The following is a 15,359-nucleotide window of genomic DNA, read 5'->3' on the forward strand; positions in this document are numbered from 1 at the left end:
CGCACCAGGATATCGGCAAAGCCAGGGAACGAGGTCTACCAACCCATGGGCTGGGACGACAACGGCCTGCCCACCGAGCGCCGCGTCCAGAACTATTACGGCGTGCGCGTCGACCTCTCGCTGCCCTACGACCCGGACTTCACGCCCCCGTTCGAGGGCACCGGCAAGAGCGTCAAGGCCGCGGACCAGTTCCCGATCAGCCGCCGCAACTTCGTGGAGTTCATCCAACCTCTTCGAGGCGCGGAGTGGTGGCGGGCCGCGCTGGACGCTGAAAGAGAGCTCCAGAGGGGTAGTCGTCGCGGTCTGTCGTGCGCAGGTGCTCGAACCCTTGGCTTCTGTAGTAGTCGTGGAGCGCGCGGTTGGTTGTTCAGGCGTCCAGGCGTAGCCAGCGTGCGCCTTCTTCGTACGCGCGGTTGCCGCACCAATCCAGGAGCTCGCCGCCGAGTCCTTGTCCGGCGACCGCGCGCCGGACTGTCAGCCGGTGCACGTAGCGTGCCGGCTCTGCGGCCTCATTGGGGGTCCAGATCACGGGCTGGGCGGCAGAGTCCAGGGTCACGGTCGCTACGGTGACGTAGTCGTCGTCGATCAGCCAGGCGTGGCCGTTCCTTGCGTCCGCGGCGAAGCCGGCCAGCATCGTCTCTTCGTCGGGCAAGTCGGATGACCACTGGTCGGTGTTCCGCGTTGCTGTCCGGCGCGGGGACGGGAGGTCCGGAGGCTCCGGCACCTTTCGGTTGTGGCCGAAATTCATCCTCGGACGGCGGTGCTCATGCCGAGAATCATCCCGGCACCGGCCCACCGGCCGACTGCCGAGACGACCAGAAGGAGACAACTATGTCTGGATCGACGGCTTCACCGCGGGCATCCCGGCTCCGGCCGGTGGTGGCCGCGGCCGCTGCGCTGCTGATGACCCTCACCGGCGCGACTGCGGCCACGACGTCCGCCGCTGCCGCGTCGGAGGGAGCGACGGAGGCCGCCACGAAGACGGTGACCCACACGGCGCCCGCGGCGCCGGCTTCGGCGGCCGGCACCACGGGTGGCGGGGAGTTCGGCGTCACCGCGGTGCCCACGGTCTCGCCGTCCACGCGGGTCACGTACGTCCCGGCCGGAAGCGACTACCCGTGCAACACCGGCGAGCTCTGCGCCCTGGCCTGGGACTCCAGCCGCAGCATGTTCGCGGTGTTCCACATGTACAACTGTGCCCGGTACAGCCTGTCCGGCTGGACCGGGCAGGGCTACTACGCCAACCAGCAGACGAACGGCACCGTCGCCACGTTCTACAACCAGTCCGGCGGCACGCTCTGGACGTCCCGCGCTCCCTCGGGGCACCAGGGCGCCAACTGGGACCCGGTGTGGTCCATCCGTAACTGCTGACGTACCGCTGAGCTGACGTACTGCTGACCGGGACGTGCGGTGGCCGAGGATCCGGCCACCGCACGTCGCGGGTCAGCGGCTGGCACGGGGAACCTCCCGGGTCAGTACAGCTAGGTGGCGGGAACGGCGGCGCTCCCCCGCACTGTCCGGCTGCGCAGGTCGCCGACCAGGAGCCCGACGGCGAACGTCAGCCAGGTGGGGAGCTGCACGCCGGCGGCCGTCAGGAGCAGGCTCGTGTCGAACCCCGGGTTACCGGGCTGCATGGACGCGGCGATTCCCGCGTAGCTGATCCCCACGACGACGACGGCCAGGCCGAACGCCAGGCCGAGGGCGGCCCAGGTGCTACGAATCCCCGCGAGGCGGAGCAGGCCGGTCGCGACGAGGATCACGGCGAGCACCGTCGCGGTCGCCAGGAGCGCGATCAGGAGGCCGAGGCCGAGCTCCAGCAGGCCAAGCTGACCGCTGCCCGCGAAGACGTGGAGGGCCAGGAACACCACGGCGCCGACGACGACCGCCGCCGGGGCCAGCACCAGGAACCGCCGCATGATCGCCATGGCTCATGGTGACGGAAGCAGGCCCGAAGAGCCACGGTTTCCGCCACCTCGTTCCGAGGCTTCACCCCACCGCGCCCGCGACAGGACGACCAGCTCGGCCAGCTCAGGGTCGGGCAGCGCGTCGACGTCCCACCAGCGCACGTCCAGCGACTCGTCCGAGACGACGGGTTCCGCGCCCGGCTCCGCCACGGCGAGGAACCGCACGTCCAGGTGGTGGACCGGACGTGCGGCGTCCCCGGTGCCGGGCCGGCAGAACGGCACGACGTGCTCGTCCAGGTGCACCGGCACCGGGTCGACCGCCAGCGCCGCCAGCCCCGACTCCTCGCGCGCCTCCCGCTCGGCCGCACCGGCCAGCGTGCGGTCCGCGGCCTCCAGGTGCCCGCCGAACTGGAACCACCGCTTCGCCTTGCCGTGCAGGGTCAGCAGCACGCGTGCGCCGTCGTGCGAGAGCACGAGCGTCGACGCCGTGAGGTGGTCGGGCACGCAGCCACGGAACACGCCGGACTCCGCACCCGTCGAAGGATCGTGCGCCTCGAGGTGCCGCACGTACCGCGCCCTGAGCCGCTCCTGCTCCGCCGTCGGCCCGGTCCAGGCGCTCAGCACCCGGGCCGCGTCGTCGTGCAGCAGCGCAGCGCCCAGCATCCTCAGCGGCGCCGCATCACCGGGTTGGCCAGGACGCCCAGGCCCTCGACCTCGCACTCGACGCGGTCCCCGTGGTCGATCCGGCCGACGCCCGCGGGCGTCCCCGTGAGGATCACGTCGCCCGGCAGCAGAGTCATCGCCTCGGAGATGTACGACACGAGGAACGGCACGTCGAACACCATGTCCCGGGTGCGGCCGTCCTGGCGCGGCTCGCCGTTGACGCGCGAGCGCACGCCGACGTCCTCCGGGTTCAGGTCGGTGTCGATCCAGGGGCCCAGCGGGCACGAGGTGTCGAACCCCTTGGCGCGCGCCCACTGCCCGTCGGTGCGCTGGGCGTCCCGCGCGGTGACGTCGTTCGCGACCGTGTAGCCGAGGATGTACGACGACGCCCGCTCCGGCGTGACGTCCTTGCACACCTTGGAGATGACGACGGCCAGCTCGGCCTCGTACGAGACCTCCTGCGTGAAGTCCGGCAGGACGATCGGGTCGTCGGGGCCGACCACCGACGTGTTCGGCTTGAAGAACAGCAGCGGGCTGGGCGGGACCTCGCCGCCCATCTCCTTGGCGTGGTCGACGTAGTTCTTGCCCACGGCCACCACCTTGGAGCGCGGGATCACCGGGGCGAGCAGGCGGACGCCGTCGCCCAGCTCGACACGCTCGCCGGTCGGCATCGCCGGCATGTACAGGGGGTCGCCACCCAGGACGGCGAGGAAGGTCTTGTCGCCCTCCTGCTGCACGAGGGCGAAGCGGGGGTCGTCTCCGTTGGTGAATCTAGCTATACGCACGGGGCCAGCGTAAGCCTGCCTCGCGGGCCCGGGCGCTCGGGGTCCGTTCGGGGGTCGTTCCGGGTAGATCAGGGCTCCGACCCAGGTCATCCCCGATGCCGCCGGCCCCGGCCGGTCCATAGCGTGTCGGACGGACGGTCCGGCAGGTCGAGACACCGGGCCCTGACGAGGAGCGAGCATGAGGAACTACCTGGCCGGGGTGCGGCAGCGCACAGCTCTGCGGGCGGCCTTCGCGGTGGTGGCGATGACGGCGCTCGTGGCGACGGCGGCAGCCGCACCCGCCGCGAAGGCCGCCACGGCCGCCGACGTCGCGAACGAGGCCGCCGACGTCGCGGCCGAGGTCGACGGCTACCTGGCCGAGTACGTACGGGTCCACCGCGCGCCGGGCGTGGTCCTGGTGACGCTCGCCGACGGCGACGTGCGCGTACGGGTGCACGGCGTGACCGGTGACGGCGACCCGGTCGGCGAGGACACCCCGATGCGGATCGGGTCGATGAGCAAGGCGTTCACCGCGCTGGCCGTGCTGCAGCAGGTCGACGCCGGGCGGTTCGGCCTCGACGACCCGGTCGCCGAGGTGCTCCCGGAGCTGCGGATGGCCGACGACCGCTACCGGCAGATCACCGTGGAGGACCTCCTCGGCCACCGCTCCGGCCTGGCCGTGACGGCCCTGGAGTACTCGTCCGACCCCGCCTCCGCGCCCGCGACGACCGTCGCCCGCCTGGCGGACGAGGTGCTGGCCGCCGACCCGGGCACCACCACCCTGTACAGCAACGCGGGCTACACGGTGCTGGCCCGGCTCGTCGAGCACGCCTCGGGCGTCGGCTTCGGCGAATACCTGGAGCAGGAGGTCTTCGCGCCGCTCGGCATGGACGCCAGCACGGCGACCGAGCTGTGCGACGCCGCCTCGCCCGGCCTCGCCCGCGGGTTCTCGGGGATAGGCCCGTTTCTGGTAGCGGTTCCGGAGCTACCCCAGGCCTGCGCCGGGAACGGCGGCATCGTCTCGACGGCGCGGGACATGGCGTCCTGGCTGCGGTTCCAGGTAGGGGACGGCACGACGCCGTCGGGCGAACGGCTGCTGGACGCCGACACCTTCCGCGCGTTCCACGACGTGCCGGCCGACGCCGCGGAGTACGGCTACGGCTGGCACCGGACCACGACGCAGGACGAGACCGCGGAGCACGAGACCGAGCCACTGATCGGGCACGGCGGCACGCTCGCGACCTTCGCCTCCGGGATCGAGTTCTCCCCGGCCACGGGGACGGGCGCCGTCGTGCTCAGCAATGCCGCCGGCGAACCCATGGCGCTCACGCACAACGCCGTAGTGGCGGTGGACGGCGGAACGCCGCGGTCGACGTCCAACCCGTTCGACCCGTTCAACGCCGTCGTCCTCGGGATCGCGGCGCTGGTGCTGGTGGCCGGGGTGGTCGTCGTCGTGCGGTCGAGGACGTGGGCGGCGCGCCGCGCCGCCGGTGCACCGCACCGGCGCGTGCTGCGGCTGGTCCCGCTCGCGGTGTTCACCGTGCTCGGCGCCGCGCTGCCCTGGCTCGGCGCCCAGCTCATGGGCCTCTCCGAGCCCGTAGCGGCCTACCGGGTGGTGCTCTGGCTGTACCCGGCGGTGGTGCTGCTCGGCCTGGCGATGTTCCTGGCCGCCGGCGGTGGGCTCACCGCGCGGCTGGTCCGGCTCCGGGACACGACGGTCAGGCGCGCGCCAGCACCTCACCGTTGAGCACCGCGAACCAGCCGTCCGGGGCCGCGGCCCACTCCCGCCAGCCCTGGGCGAGCTGCTCCAGTGCGACGTCGTCCGCGAGCGCCGAGTCCTTGGCCTGCACCGCGAAGTTCGACTGGGTGCAGCGCTCGGCCCACAGGCCGCCCCACCAGGTGCGGTCGTCGGGGGTGGCGTAGCACCAGACGCTGGCGCCGGGTTCGATCGTGGCGGGGTCGAATCCGGCGTCGCGCACCCAGGAGGCGAGGCGGCGTCCGGCGTCGGGCTCGAAGCCGTAGGTGTGCGTGACCTCGTGGTAGAGCATGTTCCACTCGGTGAGCTCGGGGGACTCCGGGAACCAGGTCATGGCCTCGTAGTCGGCGTCGCGCACCGCGACGAACCCGCCGGGCTTCGCGACGCGCTTCATCTCGCGCAGCGCGGCCACCGGGTCGGACAGGTGCTGCAGGAGCTGGTGCGCGAAGACGACGTCGAACGAGCCGTCGTCGAACGGCAGCTCGTACGCGTTGGCGTGCTCGAAGCTGATGTTCTTGGTGCCGTGCGCGTCGGCGAGGCCGCGGGCGGACTCGAGCACGTCGTCGGAGGCGTCCACGCCGACGACGCTGCCCTGCGTCAGCCGCTCGGCCAGGTCGACCGTGACGGTGCCGGGGCCGCAGCCGACGTCGAGCAGGGTCATGTCGGAGAGCAGGTGCGGGAGCAGGAACGCGGCGGAGTTGGCCGCCGTCCGCCGCCGGTGGGAGCGCAGCACGGACTCGTGGTGCCCGTGCGTGTACGACTCGGACTCCTTGGTCAGGTCCGTGCCGGCGACGGGGCTGTCCTGGCCACCGGCCAGCCGCGACAGGCTGCTGGGGGCGTCGACCGCGTCGATGGGGTCGGTTCCCGCGGGCTGGGTCCGGTGTCGGGACGCGTCGCTGCGGGAGGTGTCGCTGCGAGCGATGTCGTGCTCGTTGGCGCTGCCGGTCATGGCCGCACTGTATGTGCGCCGGGTGGTGCGGCACATCTGCGTTCTCATCCCTCGGACGGCCCGTCCCGCGGACCGCACGGCTTTCCGGCGGTGTTCGGCCCGACGGCGTGGCCCGCGCGCGTCAGCGTCGGCGTCACGCGAGGATGCCCGCATGCCGACGCCTGACCAGCCCTCCGCCGCGCGGTCCGCGGTGTCCCGTGGACCGTTCCGGGGCGCCCTCGACCGGATGAGCCGCAACCTGCTCGGCGGTCCCGGCCGGGTGCCCGGGGCCGACATCGCCCGCGGGATCGCCGTGCTCGGGATGTTCACGGCGCACGTGGGTGTGACCTCCGACGACATCAGCACGCTGGAGGGCTGGCTGAGCCTGGCGCACGGCCGCTCGTCGATCCTGTTCGCCATCGTGGCCGGGGTGTCCCTCGCGCTGTTCACGGGCGGCGCCAAGCCGTTCACGGGCGAGCTGATGCGCACGGCGCGGGCCCGGATCCTGGTGCGGGCCGTGCTGCTGCTGGCGCTGGTCGCGGTGCTCGACCTGCTCGACGGGCGCGTGCTGCTCATCCTCGGGTTCTACGCCGCGTACTTCGTGCTGGCGCTGCCGTTCCTGCGGATGTCGCCGGCGCGGCTCGCCGCGCTGGCGGTGATCGTCGCGGTGGTCGGACCGTTCCTCGCGTACTACGGGCCGGAGGCCCTGGCACGGGCGGGCCTGCGCGCGCCGCGCGACGGTTCGGGCGCCGCCACCGACTTCCTCCTCACCGGCCACTACCCGGCGGTGGTCTGGATGGCGTACGTGTTCGCCGGGCTCGCGGTGGGGCGCTGCGACCTGCGGTCCCCGACGCTGCGCCTGGGCCTGGTGGCCGGCGGGTTCGGGCTCGCCGCCGTCAGCTCGCTCGTCTCGGCCACGCTGGTGGCCGGCGCAGGAGGTATCGAGGCCATCGACCGAGAGCTCGGCATGACCTCGTACGAGTACCTCAACTCGGCACCACCCACCTTGACCGACCCCTGGCCGCCCCTGGCGGGCCTGTACCTGGAAGGGCCGCACGACGACACGATGTTCGAGGCCCTGGGTTCCGGAGGCTTCGCCCTCGGCGTGCTCGGCCTGTGCCTGCTCGTCGGAGCGCGGGGCGGCACGGACGCCGACGGCGGTCGGGTGCAGCAGGTCGGGCGACGGGTGGCGCTCGTCGTGACCGCGCCGCTGGCCGCCGTCGGCGCGATGGCGCTGACGGTCTACTCCGCGCAGCTCGTCGTCATCTGGTGGTGGAGCCGCACCGGCGTGGACCTGCTCTCCTACCCGGACAACGGGCCGCTCGGCGTGATGGTGCTGATCGCCCTGGCCGCGGCGACGCTGTGGCGGGCGCTGTTCGGGCGCGGCCCGCTGGAGCGGGTGTTCACGGGGATCGCCGGGAAGTCGTTCCCGACGCCGGGACCGACGTCACCCCCTGCTCCGTCCGAGCCGACGCCGGCCCCTGCGTCCGCCCCTGCTCAGAACGCCACCTGACCGACGATCGTCGTGACGGTGTCGCCGCCGACCCACACCTCGCCGTCCGGCAGCTTCTCGACGTGGACCCGGCCCGCGCGGCCCAGGGCCGTCCCCTGCGACGCGACGTAGGACGACGGCAGCACGTCACCCGCGAGCCACTGCCCCAGGCCGGCGTTGAGGCTGCCGGTCACCGGGTCCTCCCCCACGCCGATCGACGGCACGAAGGCGCGCACCTCGATCGCGGGCTCGCCTGCGGGGTACTCGCCGACGACGCCCACGCCGTACTCACCGACCACGCCGAGCTTCAGGTCTCCCATCACCACGAGGTCGGGCTCGAGCGCCAGCACGGTGGCCGCGTCGCGGAGCTGGACCGCGACCCAGCCGGGTCCGTTGTCGACCCAGGCCGAGCGGACGACGTCGGACGCGTCGATCCGCAGCGACCGGGCGATCTGCGCGAGGTCGGCGTCGTCGACCGCGCCCGAGCGGATCAGGGGCGGCGCCGCGAACGCCAGGCGGTGCCCGTCGCCGACGGCGGTGCGGCGCAGGCGCACGAGGCCCACGCCGCACTCCTGGACCACGCCCTGACCGGCGGGCTCGCCGCCGGCCTCCAGCCACGCGTGCGCGGTGCCGAGGGTCGGGTGCCCGGCGAACGGCAGCTCGCCGCCCGGGGTCCAGATCCGCACGCGGTAGTCGGCGCCGCCGTCGCGCCCGGCGTCGGTCGGGGTGAGCAGGAACGTGGTCTCCGACAGGTTCGTCCAGCGGGCGAAGGCGGCCATCTGGTCGTCGGTGAGGCCGTCGGCGTCATGCACGGCCGCAACAGGATTGCCGCCGGTCAGCGTCAGCGAGAACACATCAACCTGCCGAAACGAAAGCCTCATCCCCCCACGCTACCCACCCGTTCGACGTGTCAGACGTACAGGTCACTCGGGTGACCTGTACGTCTGACACGTGGGGCGGGGTCTGACAGGTGTCAGGCCGGGAAGATGGCGTCCAGCTCCGTGAGGTCCTCTGGCGTCGGCTGCCAGGACCAGGCCTCGGCGTTGCGGCGGACCTGCTCCGGGCGTGTGGCGCCCGCGATCACCGACGTCACCTCGGGCCGGGACAGCAGCCACGAGAACGCGACGTCGATCTCGGCCACGCCCCGCTCGCGGCAGAACGCGCCGAACCGGTCCAGCGCCTCCCACGGAGCGGTCTCCAGCAGGTCCGGCTTCACGTCCACGAGACGCGAGCCGTCCGGCCGGGCCCCGCCCGAGTACTTGCCCGTGAGCAGACCGTTCGCCAGCGGGAAGTACGGCAGGACGCCGACGCCGTACGCCCGCGCGGCGGGCAGCACCTCGCGCTCCGCCTCGCGGGCGAGCAGCGAGTAGTGGTTCTGCGCGGACACGAACCGGGTGCCGCCGAGCGACCGCGCCACGTGCTCGGCGTCGGCCACCTGCCAGCCCTTGAAGTTCGAGTGGCCCACATAGCGCACCTTGCCCGAGCTGACCAGGTCGTCGAGCGCGGCCAGCGTCTCGTCGATCGGGGTCGCCGGGTCGGGCGTGTGCAGCTGGTACAGGTCGATCCAGTCGGTGCCGAGCCGGCGCAGCGACGCCTCGGCGGCGCGCACGATGTACCGGCGCGAGCCGCGAGCGCCGAAGTCGGTCCCGTTGACGCCCTGCATGTCGAGGCCGAACTTCGTGGCGACGAGGACGTCGTCGCGGCGGCCCTTCAGCGCGGCGCCGAGCAGCTCCTCGGACAGGCCGCGGCGGGCGCCGTACGCGTCGGCGGTGTCGAAGAAGGTCACGCCCACGTCGATCGCGGCGTCGATCAGGGCCGTCGCACCCTCCGCGGTCTCGGTGACGGTGCCGGTGCGGCCGAGGTTGTTGCACCCCAGGCCGACGACGGGAACGGACAGGCCGGAGCGCCCGAGGCGGCGCAGAGGAAGGTCGGACATGCTGGCACCTTACGACGGCGAGCGGTGCGAACGCGCCGGACCCCTACGTGGTCGTCGAGGCCGCCCGTCGCGCTTGCCACACGCGCGCTTCGGGATCCCACGTGCGGCTCTCAGAACCGCCATCAAGTGCTGGGCCTGTGAAGGTGACGATCTCGTCCAGCAACTCCTGGAATTGTTCTGGTGTGCTGACTTCAAGGCGTTGCTTGCGCCGCCACCTGGCCCATCGTGTCTGGGCGATGTCGGCCATGCCGTCAAGCACGACGTTCAAAGGCCGCAGTACGACACCGCGGTAGACGGCCACCTGATCGATCGCAGGAGCCAGGTCGGACTGGCGAATGTGCCGCGTCCGCGAGAGTGCTGCGATGTCGACGAAGTCTCGCCAGCGAGTGTTCGCAGTGCCCCGTTCGACGGCGGTGACGATCTTCTCGGCGAGAACCATGTGGTCCGGGTACCCCATCAATTCCACGACGCCTCCGAGCAGACGCGGCACTTCGGTACGGGCAGGTGCCGGCCAGATCGGGTCCCCGAAATTCACGTCCACGTGCAACGCGATGCGGGCTGTGGCGAGCAGTGCTGTGACTTTGACGCGCACACCCGTGTAGTCGGCCTCGTCGCGGATCTCCTCGCCGAAGACCGACCCCAGATCGAATTCCAACCCGTCGTCGAGATCGACAGCGACGATCTGGCGGACGCGCTCGGCGACGTCGTCGATGTCGTTCGGGAAGCCTGACGCTGCGAGATCGACGTCGCGCGTGGGACGGCGGGCGGCGAAGGCCGCCATCAGCACACCGCCCTTGAGAACGAAGTCTTCGATGTGCTTCGATGCGGCCAGGCGGGCCAGGAAGCCTTCGAGGGCGTAGAGCGTCAGGTATTCCGCTACGTCACGGCCGTCGCGGCGGGCCAGGTTCCGCAGGTCGTTGTAGGCGCGACCTGCTGATGTGCCGCGGGTCGGTTGAGTCACAGCAGAATCTCCAGGGCTTGTCGAATGCGAGGCAAGGACTGTGGGAAAGCGGCAGCCGTCGCGAGAAGGGCGGCAGGTGAGTTGCCTCGCTGACGTACCCAGCGGCGCAGCGCTGTATGGGCAGCATCAAGGCCCTCGTGATGGGCCAGGCGAAAGCTGTCGACGATGGTGCGCTCGGCGGAGTAGACCCACAGCTCCAGGTCGTCCGTGTCATCCAGCCTGATGCGGCCGACCTCGAACGTCGCGGGATCGAAGCTGTGCCAGGTCACATGACCAAATCCTGCTGGGCGACGAGTTCCCCTCGGCAAGGCGATGTCCGGACCGAACGGGATCGCATCGCTCAGCCCATGGTGGACCAGTGCACTGGTCAGACACATCGTCGCTCGAGATCGGAGCGCCGTAGCGGCCGCGAGAGGAACCAGTGTCGGATCGATCCGGTCAGGACGGACGAAGACGCCTCTGGCAACCCGTTCCAGCTGACCGCTCTCAACCATGCGATACACCTGGTCCTTGCGCAGCCCGGCCGCGCGGGCGTCGTCAAGCGTCAGCACAGCCGACGAGGACATCATGACTAGGACTCCTAACTGCTTACACCTTAAGAATACCTGTATACAGTTAGGAACGCAGCACGCGTAGCGGAGCACCGGCGCCACACGCACATCTGGCCTCGGCGGGTGTTTACCCTGGACCGGTGAGCACAGTCCTCCGCGAGTCGATCGCGCCCGGCGCGCCCGACGCCGTCGGGCACGAGCCTGGCGTGCGCGACGGCGGGGCGAGTCCGGCCCGGGTGCTGCGCCCCGAGGAGTGGCTGCCGCTCGCGGACGCGCATGCCGCGCGGGCGGACGCCCTCACCGCCGTCTGGCGCGCGGCCCGCGACGCCGGGCGCAAGCATGCGATCGAGGACTTCCTCTTCACGTACTACCCGACCCGCATCACGCACCTGCGTCGCTGGCACCCGGGCGCGGGGGTCGCGCTCCTGCTGCCCGACGGCGGGGCGGGTGCCCCCGAACCGGACGCCGGCGACGCCGCACCCGACCCCGAGGACCGCACGACGTGGCGGTGGCACGCGACCAGCCCGCGCGACGCCGCGGCGTCCGGCTCCCGCACGCCCCAGACCGTCACGCTCGACCGCGCCGCCTTCCTCGCCGACCGCGGCGACACCGTGCGGTACGTGCGCGAGCTGCTGTCCGCGACGGCGTCGCGCCCCGGAACGTTCGGGTGCTTCGGGCTGCACGAGTGGGCGATGGTCTACCGCGACCGGGAGGCGGGCCGCGACCAGCGGCACCCGCTGCCCCTGCGCCTCGGGCATGCGGGGACGGACGCCGTCGTCGAGGCGAGTCCCGTGCGCTGTTCGCACTTCGACGCGTTCCGGTTCTTCACGCCGGAGGCGACGGGACGCAACCAGCTGCAGCCGACCCGTGCGACGCAGGTCGGCCTGGAGCAGCCGGGCTGCCTGCACGCCAACATGGACCTGTACAAGTGGTGCCTCAAGCTGGGCCCGGCCGTGCCCGGCGACCTCCTGCTCGACGCGTTCGAGCTGGCCCGCGACATCCGCTGGACCGACATGGCCGCGTCCCCGTACGACGTGTCGGAGTACGGCGTGGCCGCCGTCGAGATCGAGACGCCGCACGGCAAGGCGGAGTACGTGCGGCGGCAGCGCGAGTACGCCGACCGGTCGAACGCCCTCCGCGTCCGGCTGATCGAGGTCTGCGACTCGTTCTGAGCTCGGCCCAGAACGGGGTTGTGTTCGGTCTGGCACCGGATCTGGCCATAACCCCGTTCTCGCCTGACGTCACACCTACGTAGTAGCCCTACTTGTTCCGGGGCCGTCCGCTTTCTAGCGTCGTGGTGTCGCACCCCAGCACACAGGAGTACTTCAGGAGATTCCCAACTTCACACCACGAGGTGAGCCCGATGAGAGTCACCGCACTGAGAACGCCCGCCGCCAGAGTCCTGCTCGGCGTCTTCGCCGTCCTGGCCCTGACCCTGGCGGCGCTGGTCGCCGCACCGAGCTCCATGACACCCCGGGCCGAGGCCCACGGCTGGGTCGTGTCGCCGCCCAGCCGCCAGGACCACTGCGCCAAGCGGACCGTGAGCTGGTCCTGCAACGGCGTCGAGTGGGAGCCGCAGAGCGTCGAGGCCCCGAAGGGTTCGATGCTCTGCTCGGGAGGCAGCCGCTTCACCACCCTCGACAACGCCTCGCTCGCCTGGCCGCGCACGGGCATCAGCAGCACCCACACGTTCCAGTGGACGCTGACGGCCTTCCACCGCACGGCCAGCTGGGAGTACTTCGTGGACGGCCGGCTCTTCAAGACGGTGAACGACGGCGGTGCCACCCCGCAGCCCACCGTCAGGCACACGCTGTCCGGCCTGCCGAGCGGTAACCACACGATCCTCGCCCGGTGGAACGTCTACGACACCGCCATGGCGTTCTACGCCTGCATGGACGTGAACGTCCGCAGCGGGAGCGCGCCGGCGGGCAGCAGCGAGCTCGTGAGCGGGAACGGACGCCTGGTGGCGACGCACCTGTAACACGCGCCCGTCATGGGCCGAACGGCTGGTGTCCAGCGTCGGACACCAGCCGTTCGCACGCTCCCGGCCAAGAAATACGGGGATCCGCGTAGGGATTCGCCCTCATGGTCCCGGAGCTCCTCCAGGACGGGGTCCCGACCCGGGCCGTGTTGCCCAGTGCCCGCGGCCGCTCCGAATCAGGAGCACTTTTTCACCCGCTTCATGGGACCATCGTGGTGTGTCGAACGCGCTCGTCGGCATCGGTCCGACGCCCGTCGAAGTGCCGTCCGTCGTACATGACCTGGCCGATCAGCTGCGGTCCGGGGCGACGGTCGTACCGGTGTGGCGCAACGAGTACGGCGGACTCACGGTCCGGCTCGAGACGGAGTGCGGCAGCCGGCGGTCGTACCTCAAGTGGGTGCCGGACGGCGCCCCGTGCCCCGACCCGCTCGCCGAGGCCGACCGCCTCCTCTGGGCGGCCTCGTTCACCCCGGTCCCCCGCGTGCTGGACGCCGGACGGGACGCCCAGGGCTCGTGGTTGCTGACGGCGGCCGTCGAGGTCCGCGGCGAGATCGCGGCGTCGGCCATCGAGCCCCGGTGGCACGACCGGGCCGAGCGCTCCGCGATAGCGATAGGCGTCGGCCTTCGTCGCTTCCACGACGCGCTCCCCACCGACACCTGCCCGTTCGTCCGCACCGCCGAGACCCGTGTCGCCGCGCTGACGGCCGCGCTGGGTACGGCGGAGCGCGCGCGGACCGCTGTCGCGCTCGGGACCCCGCCGCCGGTCGACCGGCCGGTCGTCTGCCACGGGGACGCCACGGTGCCGAACACGCTCCTCGACCAGGTCGGCCGGTTCGTGGCCCACGTGGACGTCGGCGACCTGGGCGTCGCGGACCGCTGGTCCGACATCGCGGTGACCACACGCAGCGTCACGCGCCGGTACGGACCCGGGCTCGAACCCCTGGTGCTCACCGCCTACGGCGTGGCACCCGACCGCGAGCGCACCGCCTACTACCGGGCTCTGTGGGACGCCGAGGAGAGCGTGCGCGTCCGGCAGGGGGTGTCCGAGGTAGGAGGGGCCCGGTCGGCGGCGCGGTCAGCGGGGCTCCGTCAGCGGCGCCGCGCATCGTAGACGCGGTGCATCAGGAGCTCGATGGGTCCGCGCGGCCACCGCCGCAGCCAGAGCGGCGCCAGGATCATCAGCGCGAGCGAGATACCCGCCCAGAGCGCCACGGCCTGCCACGGTCCGCCCCCGGCGAGCCCGAGTCCCCAGTCGTAGCAGAGCGCCGAGGCCAGCACGTTCTGCAGCACGTAGCAGGACAGCGCCGTCCGTCCGACGCCCTCGACACCGCGGCGGAGCAGGCCGGGACGGCTCTTCGCCCGGGCGACGAGCGTGGTGCCCAGCGCCAGGATGCCCACGGCCACCAGCGGCGGAACCAGGTACCGGTCGACGAGGAACCAGTCCGGCCCGGCCCAGGCAGTCAGCGCGTTGAGCGGGATGCCCGCGCCCAGACCCACCCATGCGAGCCGACGGCGCAGCCGTGCCCCGTCCTCGGTCGTGGTGAACAGGCCGGCGCGCACGAGCCGCGAGCCGACCAGGAACAGCACGGTCGCGGACGGCACGATCAGGATCAGCTCGATCCGGAACACCGCCATGTGCTCGAGACGCAGCAGGACCTGGTCGAACCAGCTCGCCGTCGACATGGTCGTCGCGTCTGCCGCCCGCGTCCCGCCGGCCGACGTCGCGCCCGACCCGCCCGTCGCGACCATCAGCGCCGTGGCACCCGCGATCGCCGCCACGAAGAGCCCGGCCAGCACGCCGCCCCAGGCCCGCACCACCCGGTCGCTCCGCCCGATGAGGTACGCGGCCACGAGGGACGCGATCGCGTAGCCCATCAGGACGTCGAACTCGAAGACGAGGACGTAGTGCACCAGGCCCTCGACGAACAGGATCCCGGCGCGCAGCGCGTACCGCCCCGGCCACGGCATGCCGCGGCGGACCATCGACCGGTACTGCAGCTCGAGACCCACCCCGAACAGCAGGGTGAGCAGCCCGAGGAACTTGCCGTTGGACAGTGCCTGCAGCGCCCGCTGCACCGGTTCGGCATCGGTCATGCCGCCGGAGATCCACTCGGCGGGACCGCCGGGCGCGGTGAAGATCCAGATGTTGCTGGCGAGCGTGCCGATGATCGCCAGCCCGCGCAGCACGTCGAGCGCGGCGATCCGGCCGCCGGTGCTCGGCGGGGCGCTCGCCGGCGCGGTTGCGGACGCCGGCGTCCGTTCCGGCGTCCGCGAGGGTGATGGGCTCGGTGGCGTGTTGGCAGGCATGCCCCGACCCTGTCGCGGTCGGACCGCCGCGTCGTCGGCCGGACGGACGATCTCCGTCCGCCCTCGTACATCGTTCGGAGGACGCCCGGCCGACCCGGCGCGACGTCCGGAAAACA

The 15,359-nt window shown here is 72.0% G+C and carries 16 protein-coding genes and 1 pseudogene; 7 read left to right on the plus strand and 10 right to left on the minus strand.

Features of this window, described 5'->3' with window-relative positions; translation table 11 throughout:
- Positions 1 to 33 precede the first annotated feature (33 nt).
- Positions 34 to 234 (plus strand): annotated as a pseudogene (locus ACQEVI_RS06210) (hypothetical protein); the annotation flags it as partial.
- A gap of 133 nt (positions 235 to 367) precedes the next feature.
- Here ACQEVI_RS06210 and ACQEVI_RS06215 read toward each other — a convergent pair.
- A complete protein-coding gene (locus tag ACQEVI_RS06215) occupies positions 368 to 652 on the minus strand; it encodes a GNAT family N-acetyltransferase (protein WP_432895754.1) in 285 nt (94 codons plus the stop codon).
- Positions 653 to 831: 179 nt separating this feature from the next.
- Between ACQEVI_RS06215 and ACQEVI_RS06220 the strand changes: the two genes are divergently transcribed.
- Positions 832 to 1,371: a hypothetical protein gene (locus ACQEVI_RS06220; RefSeq protein WP_432895756.1), complete on the plus strand. Its 540-nt coding sequence runs from the start codon at positions 832 to 834 to the stop codon at positions 1,369 to 1,371.
- Positions 1,372 to 1,481: 110 nt separating this feature from the next.
- Here the strand turns inward: ACQEVI_RS06220 and ACQEVI_RS06225 are convergent, their stop codons facing one another.
- The 3 genes from ACQEVI_RS06225 to ACQEVI_RS06235 are packed head-to-tail and all read right to left on the minus strand — an operon-like array spanning position 1,482 to position 3,352.
- A complete protein-coding gene (locus tag ACQEVI_RS06225; protein WP_432895758.1) occupies positions 1,482 to 1,925 on the minus strand; it encodes a hypothetical protein in 444 nt (147 codons plus the stop codon).
- A gap of 3 nt (positions 1,926 to 1,928) precedes the next feature.
- Positions 1,929 to 2,567, minus strand: coding sequence for an NUDIX hydrolase (locus ACQEVI_RS06230; protein WP_432895760.1), 639 nt, complete (start codon positions 2,565 to 2,567; stop codon positions 1,929 to 1,931).
- Between the two features lie 2 nt (positions 2,568 to 2,569).
- The gene (locus ACQEVI_RS06235) at positions 2,570 to 3,352 is read right to left on the minus strand and encodes a fumarylacetoacetate hydrolase family protein (RefSeq protein ID WP_432895762.1); all 783 of its coding nucleotides are present in this window, start codon (positions 3,350 to 3,352) and stop codon (positions 2,570 to 2,572) included.
- Positions 3,353 to 3,530: 178 nt separating this feature from the next.
- Between ACQEVI_RS06235 and ACQEVI_RS06240 the strand changes: the two genes are divergently transcribed.
- The gene (locus tag ACQEVI_RS06240; RefSeq protein ID WP_432895764.1) at positions 3,531 to 5,078 is read left to right on the plus strand and encodes a serine hydrolase domain-containing protein; all 1,548 of its coding nucleotides are present in this window, start codon (positions 3,531 to 3,533) and stop codon (positions 5,076 to 5,078) included.
- Here ACQEVI_RS06240 and ACQEVI_RS06245 read toward each other — a convergent pair.
- Positions 5,050 to 6,036: a class I SAM-dependent methyltransferase gene (locus tag ACQEVI_RS06245; protein ID WP_432895766.1), complete on the minus strand. Its 987-nt coding sequence runs from the start codon at positions 6,034 to 6,036 to the stop codon at positions 5,050 to 5,052. The two genes, ACQEVI_RS06240 and ACQEVI_RS06245, sit on opposite strands and share 29 nt — an antisense overlap.
- Positions 6,037 to 6,187: 151 nt before the next feature.
- Here ACQEVI_RS06245 and ACQEVI_RS06250 point away from each other — a divergent pair, with 151 nt between their 5' ends.
- Positions 6,188 to 7,528 (plus strand): heparan-alpha-glucosaminide N-acetyltransferase domain-containing protein, encoded by a 1,341-nt coding sequence (locus ACQEVI_RS06250; protein ID WP_432895767.1) that lies wholly within the window; start codon positions 6,188 to 6,190, stop codon positions 7,526 to 7,528.
- On the opposite strand, the gene ACQEVI_RS06255 is transcribed toward ACQEVI_RS06250, so the two are convergent.
- From ACQEVI_RS06255 to ACQEVI_RS06270, 4 genes are all read right to left on the minus strand, one after another.
- Positions 7,513 to 8,388, minus strand: a complete 876-nt coding sequence (locus ACQEVI_RS06255) for a PhzF family phenazine biosynthesis protein (RefSeq protein ID WP_432895769.1) — start codon at positions 8,386 to 8,388, stop codon at positions 7,513 to 7,515. The genes ACQEVI_RS06250 and ACQEVI_RS06255 overlap by 16 nt on opposite strands.
- Positions 8,389 to 8,480: 92 nt before the next feature.
- A complete protein-coding gene (locus ACQEVI_RS06260) occupies positions 8,481 to 9,443 on the minus strand; it encodes an aldo/keto reductase (protein WP_432895771.1) in 963 nt (320 codons plus the stop codon).
- Positions 9,444 to 9,486: 43 nt separating this feature from the next.
- Positions 9,487 to 10,404 (minus strand): nucleotidyl transferase AbiEii/AbiGii toxin family protein, encoded by a 918-nt coding sequence (locus tag ACQEVI_RS06265; protein WP_432895773.1) that lies wholly within the window; start codon positions 10,402 to 10,404, stop codon positions 9,487 to 9,489.
- Complete coding sequence (locus ACQEVI_RS06270; protein WP_432895775.1) at positions 10,401 to 10,973, minus strand: type IV toxin-antitoxin system AbiEi family antitoxin domain-containing protein; 573 nt, start codon at positions 10,971 to 10,973, stop codon at positions 10,401 to 10,403. The genes ACQEVI_RS06265 and ACQEVI_RS06270 overlap by 4 nt, the downstream gene beginning before the upstream one ends.
- A 188-nt stretch (positions 10,974 to 11,161) precedes the next feature.
- Here ACQEVI_RS06270 and ACQEVI_RS06275 point away from each other — a divergent pair, with 188 nt between their 5' ends.
- From ACQEVI_RS06275 to ACQEVI_RS06285, 3 genes are all read left to right on the plus strand, one after another.
- Positions 11,162 to 12,127, plus strand: a complete 966-nt coding sequence (locus tag ACQEVI_RS06275) for a 3-methyladenine DNA glycosylase (RefSeq protein WP_432905819.1) — start codon at positions 11,162 to 11,164, stop codon at positions 12,125 to 12,127.
- Between the two features lie 191 nt (positions 12,128 to 12,318).
- Complete coding sequence (locus ACQEVI_RS06280; RefSeq protein ID WP_432895777.1) at positions 12,319 to 12,936, plus strand: lytic polysaccharide monooxygenase auxiliary activity family 9 protein; 618 nt, start codon at positions 12,319 to 12,321, stop codon at positions 12,934 to 12,936.
- A gap of 217 nt (positions 12,937 to 13,153) precedes the next feature.
- Positions 13,154 to 14,047 carry a phosphotransferase gene (locus ACQEVI_RS06285; RefSeq protein WP_432895779.1) on the plus strand — a complete coding sequence of 298 codons (894 nt, stop codon included), beginning with the start codon at positions 13,154 to 13,156 and terminating at the stop codon, positions 14,045 to 14,047.
- Here the strand turns inward: ACQEVI_RS06285 and ACQEVI_RS06290 are convergent.
- On the minus strand, positions 14,026 to 15,243 hold the full coding sequence (locus tag ACQEVI_RS06290; RefSeq protein ID WP_432895781.1) for a DUF418 domain-containing protein: 1,218 nt from the start codon (positions 15,241 to 15,243) through the stop codon (positions 14,026 to 14,028). The genes ACQEVI_RS06285 and ACQEVI_RS06290 overlap by 22 nt on opposite strands.
- Between the last annotated feature and the right edge of the window lie 116 nt (positions 15,244 to 15,359).

Origin of the sequence: Promicromonospora sp. CA-289599, from assembly GCF_050936155.1 — a bacterium.
Taxonomy (GTDB): domain Bacteria; phylum Actinomycetota; class Actinomycetes; order Actinomycetales; family Cellulomonadaceae; genus Promicromonospora.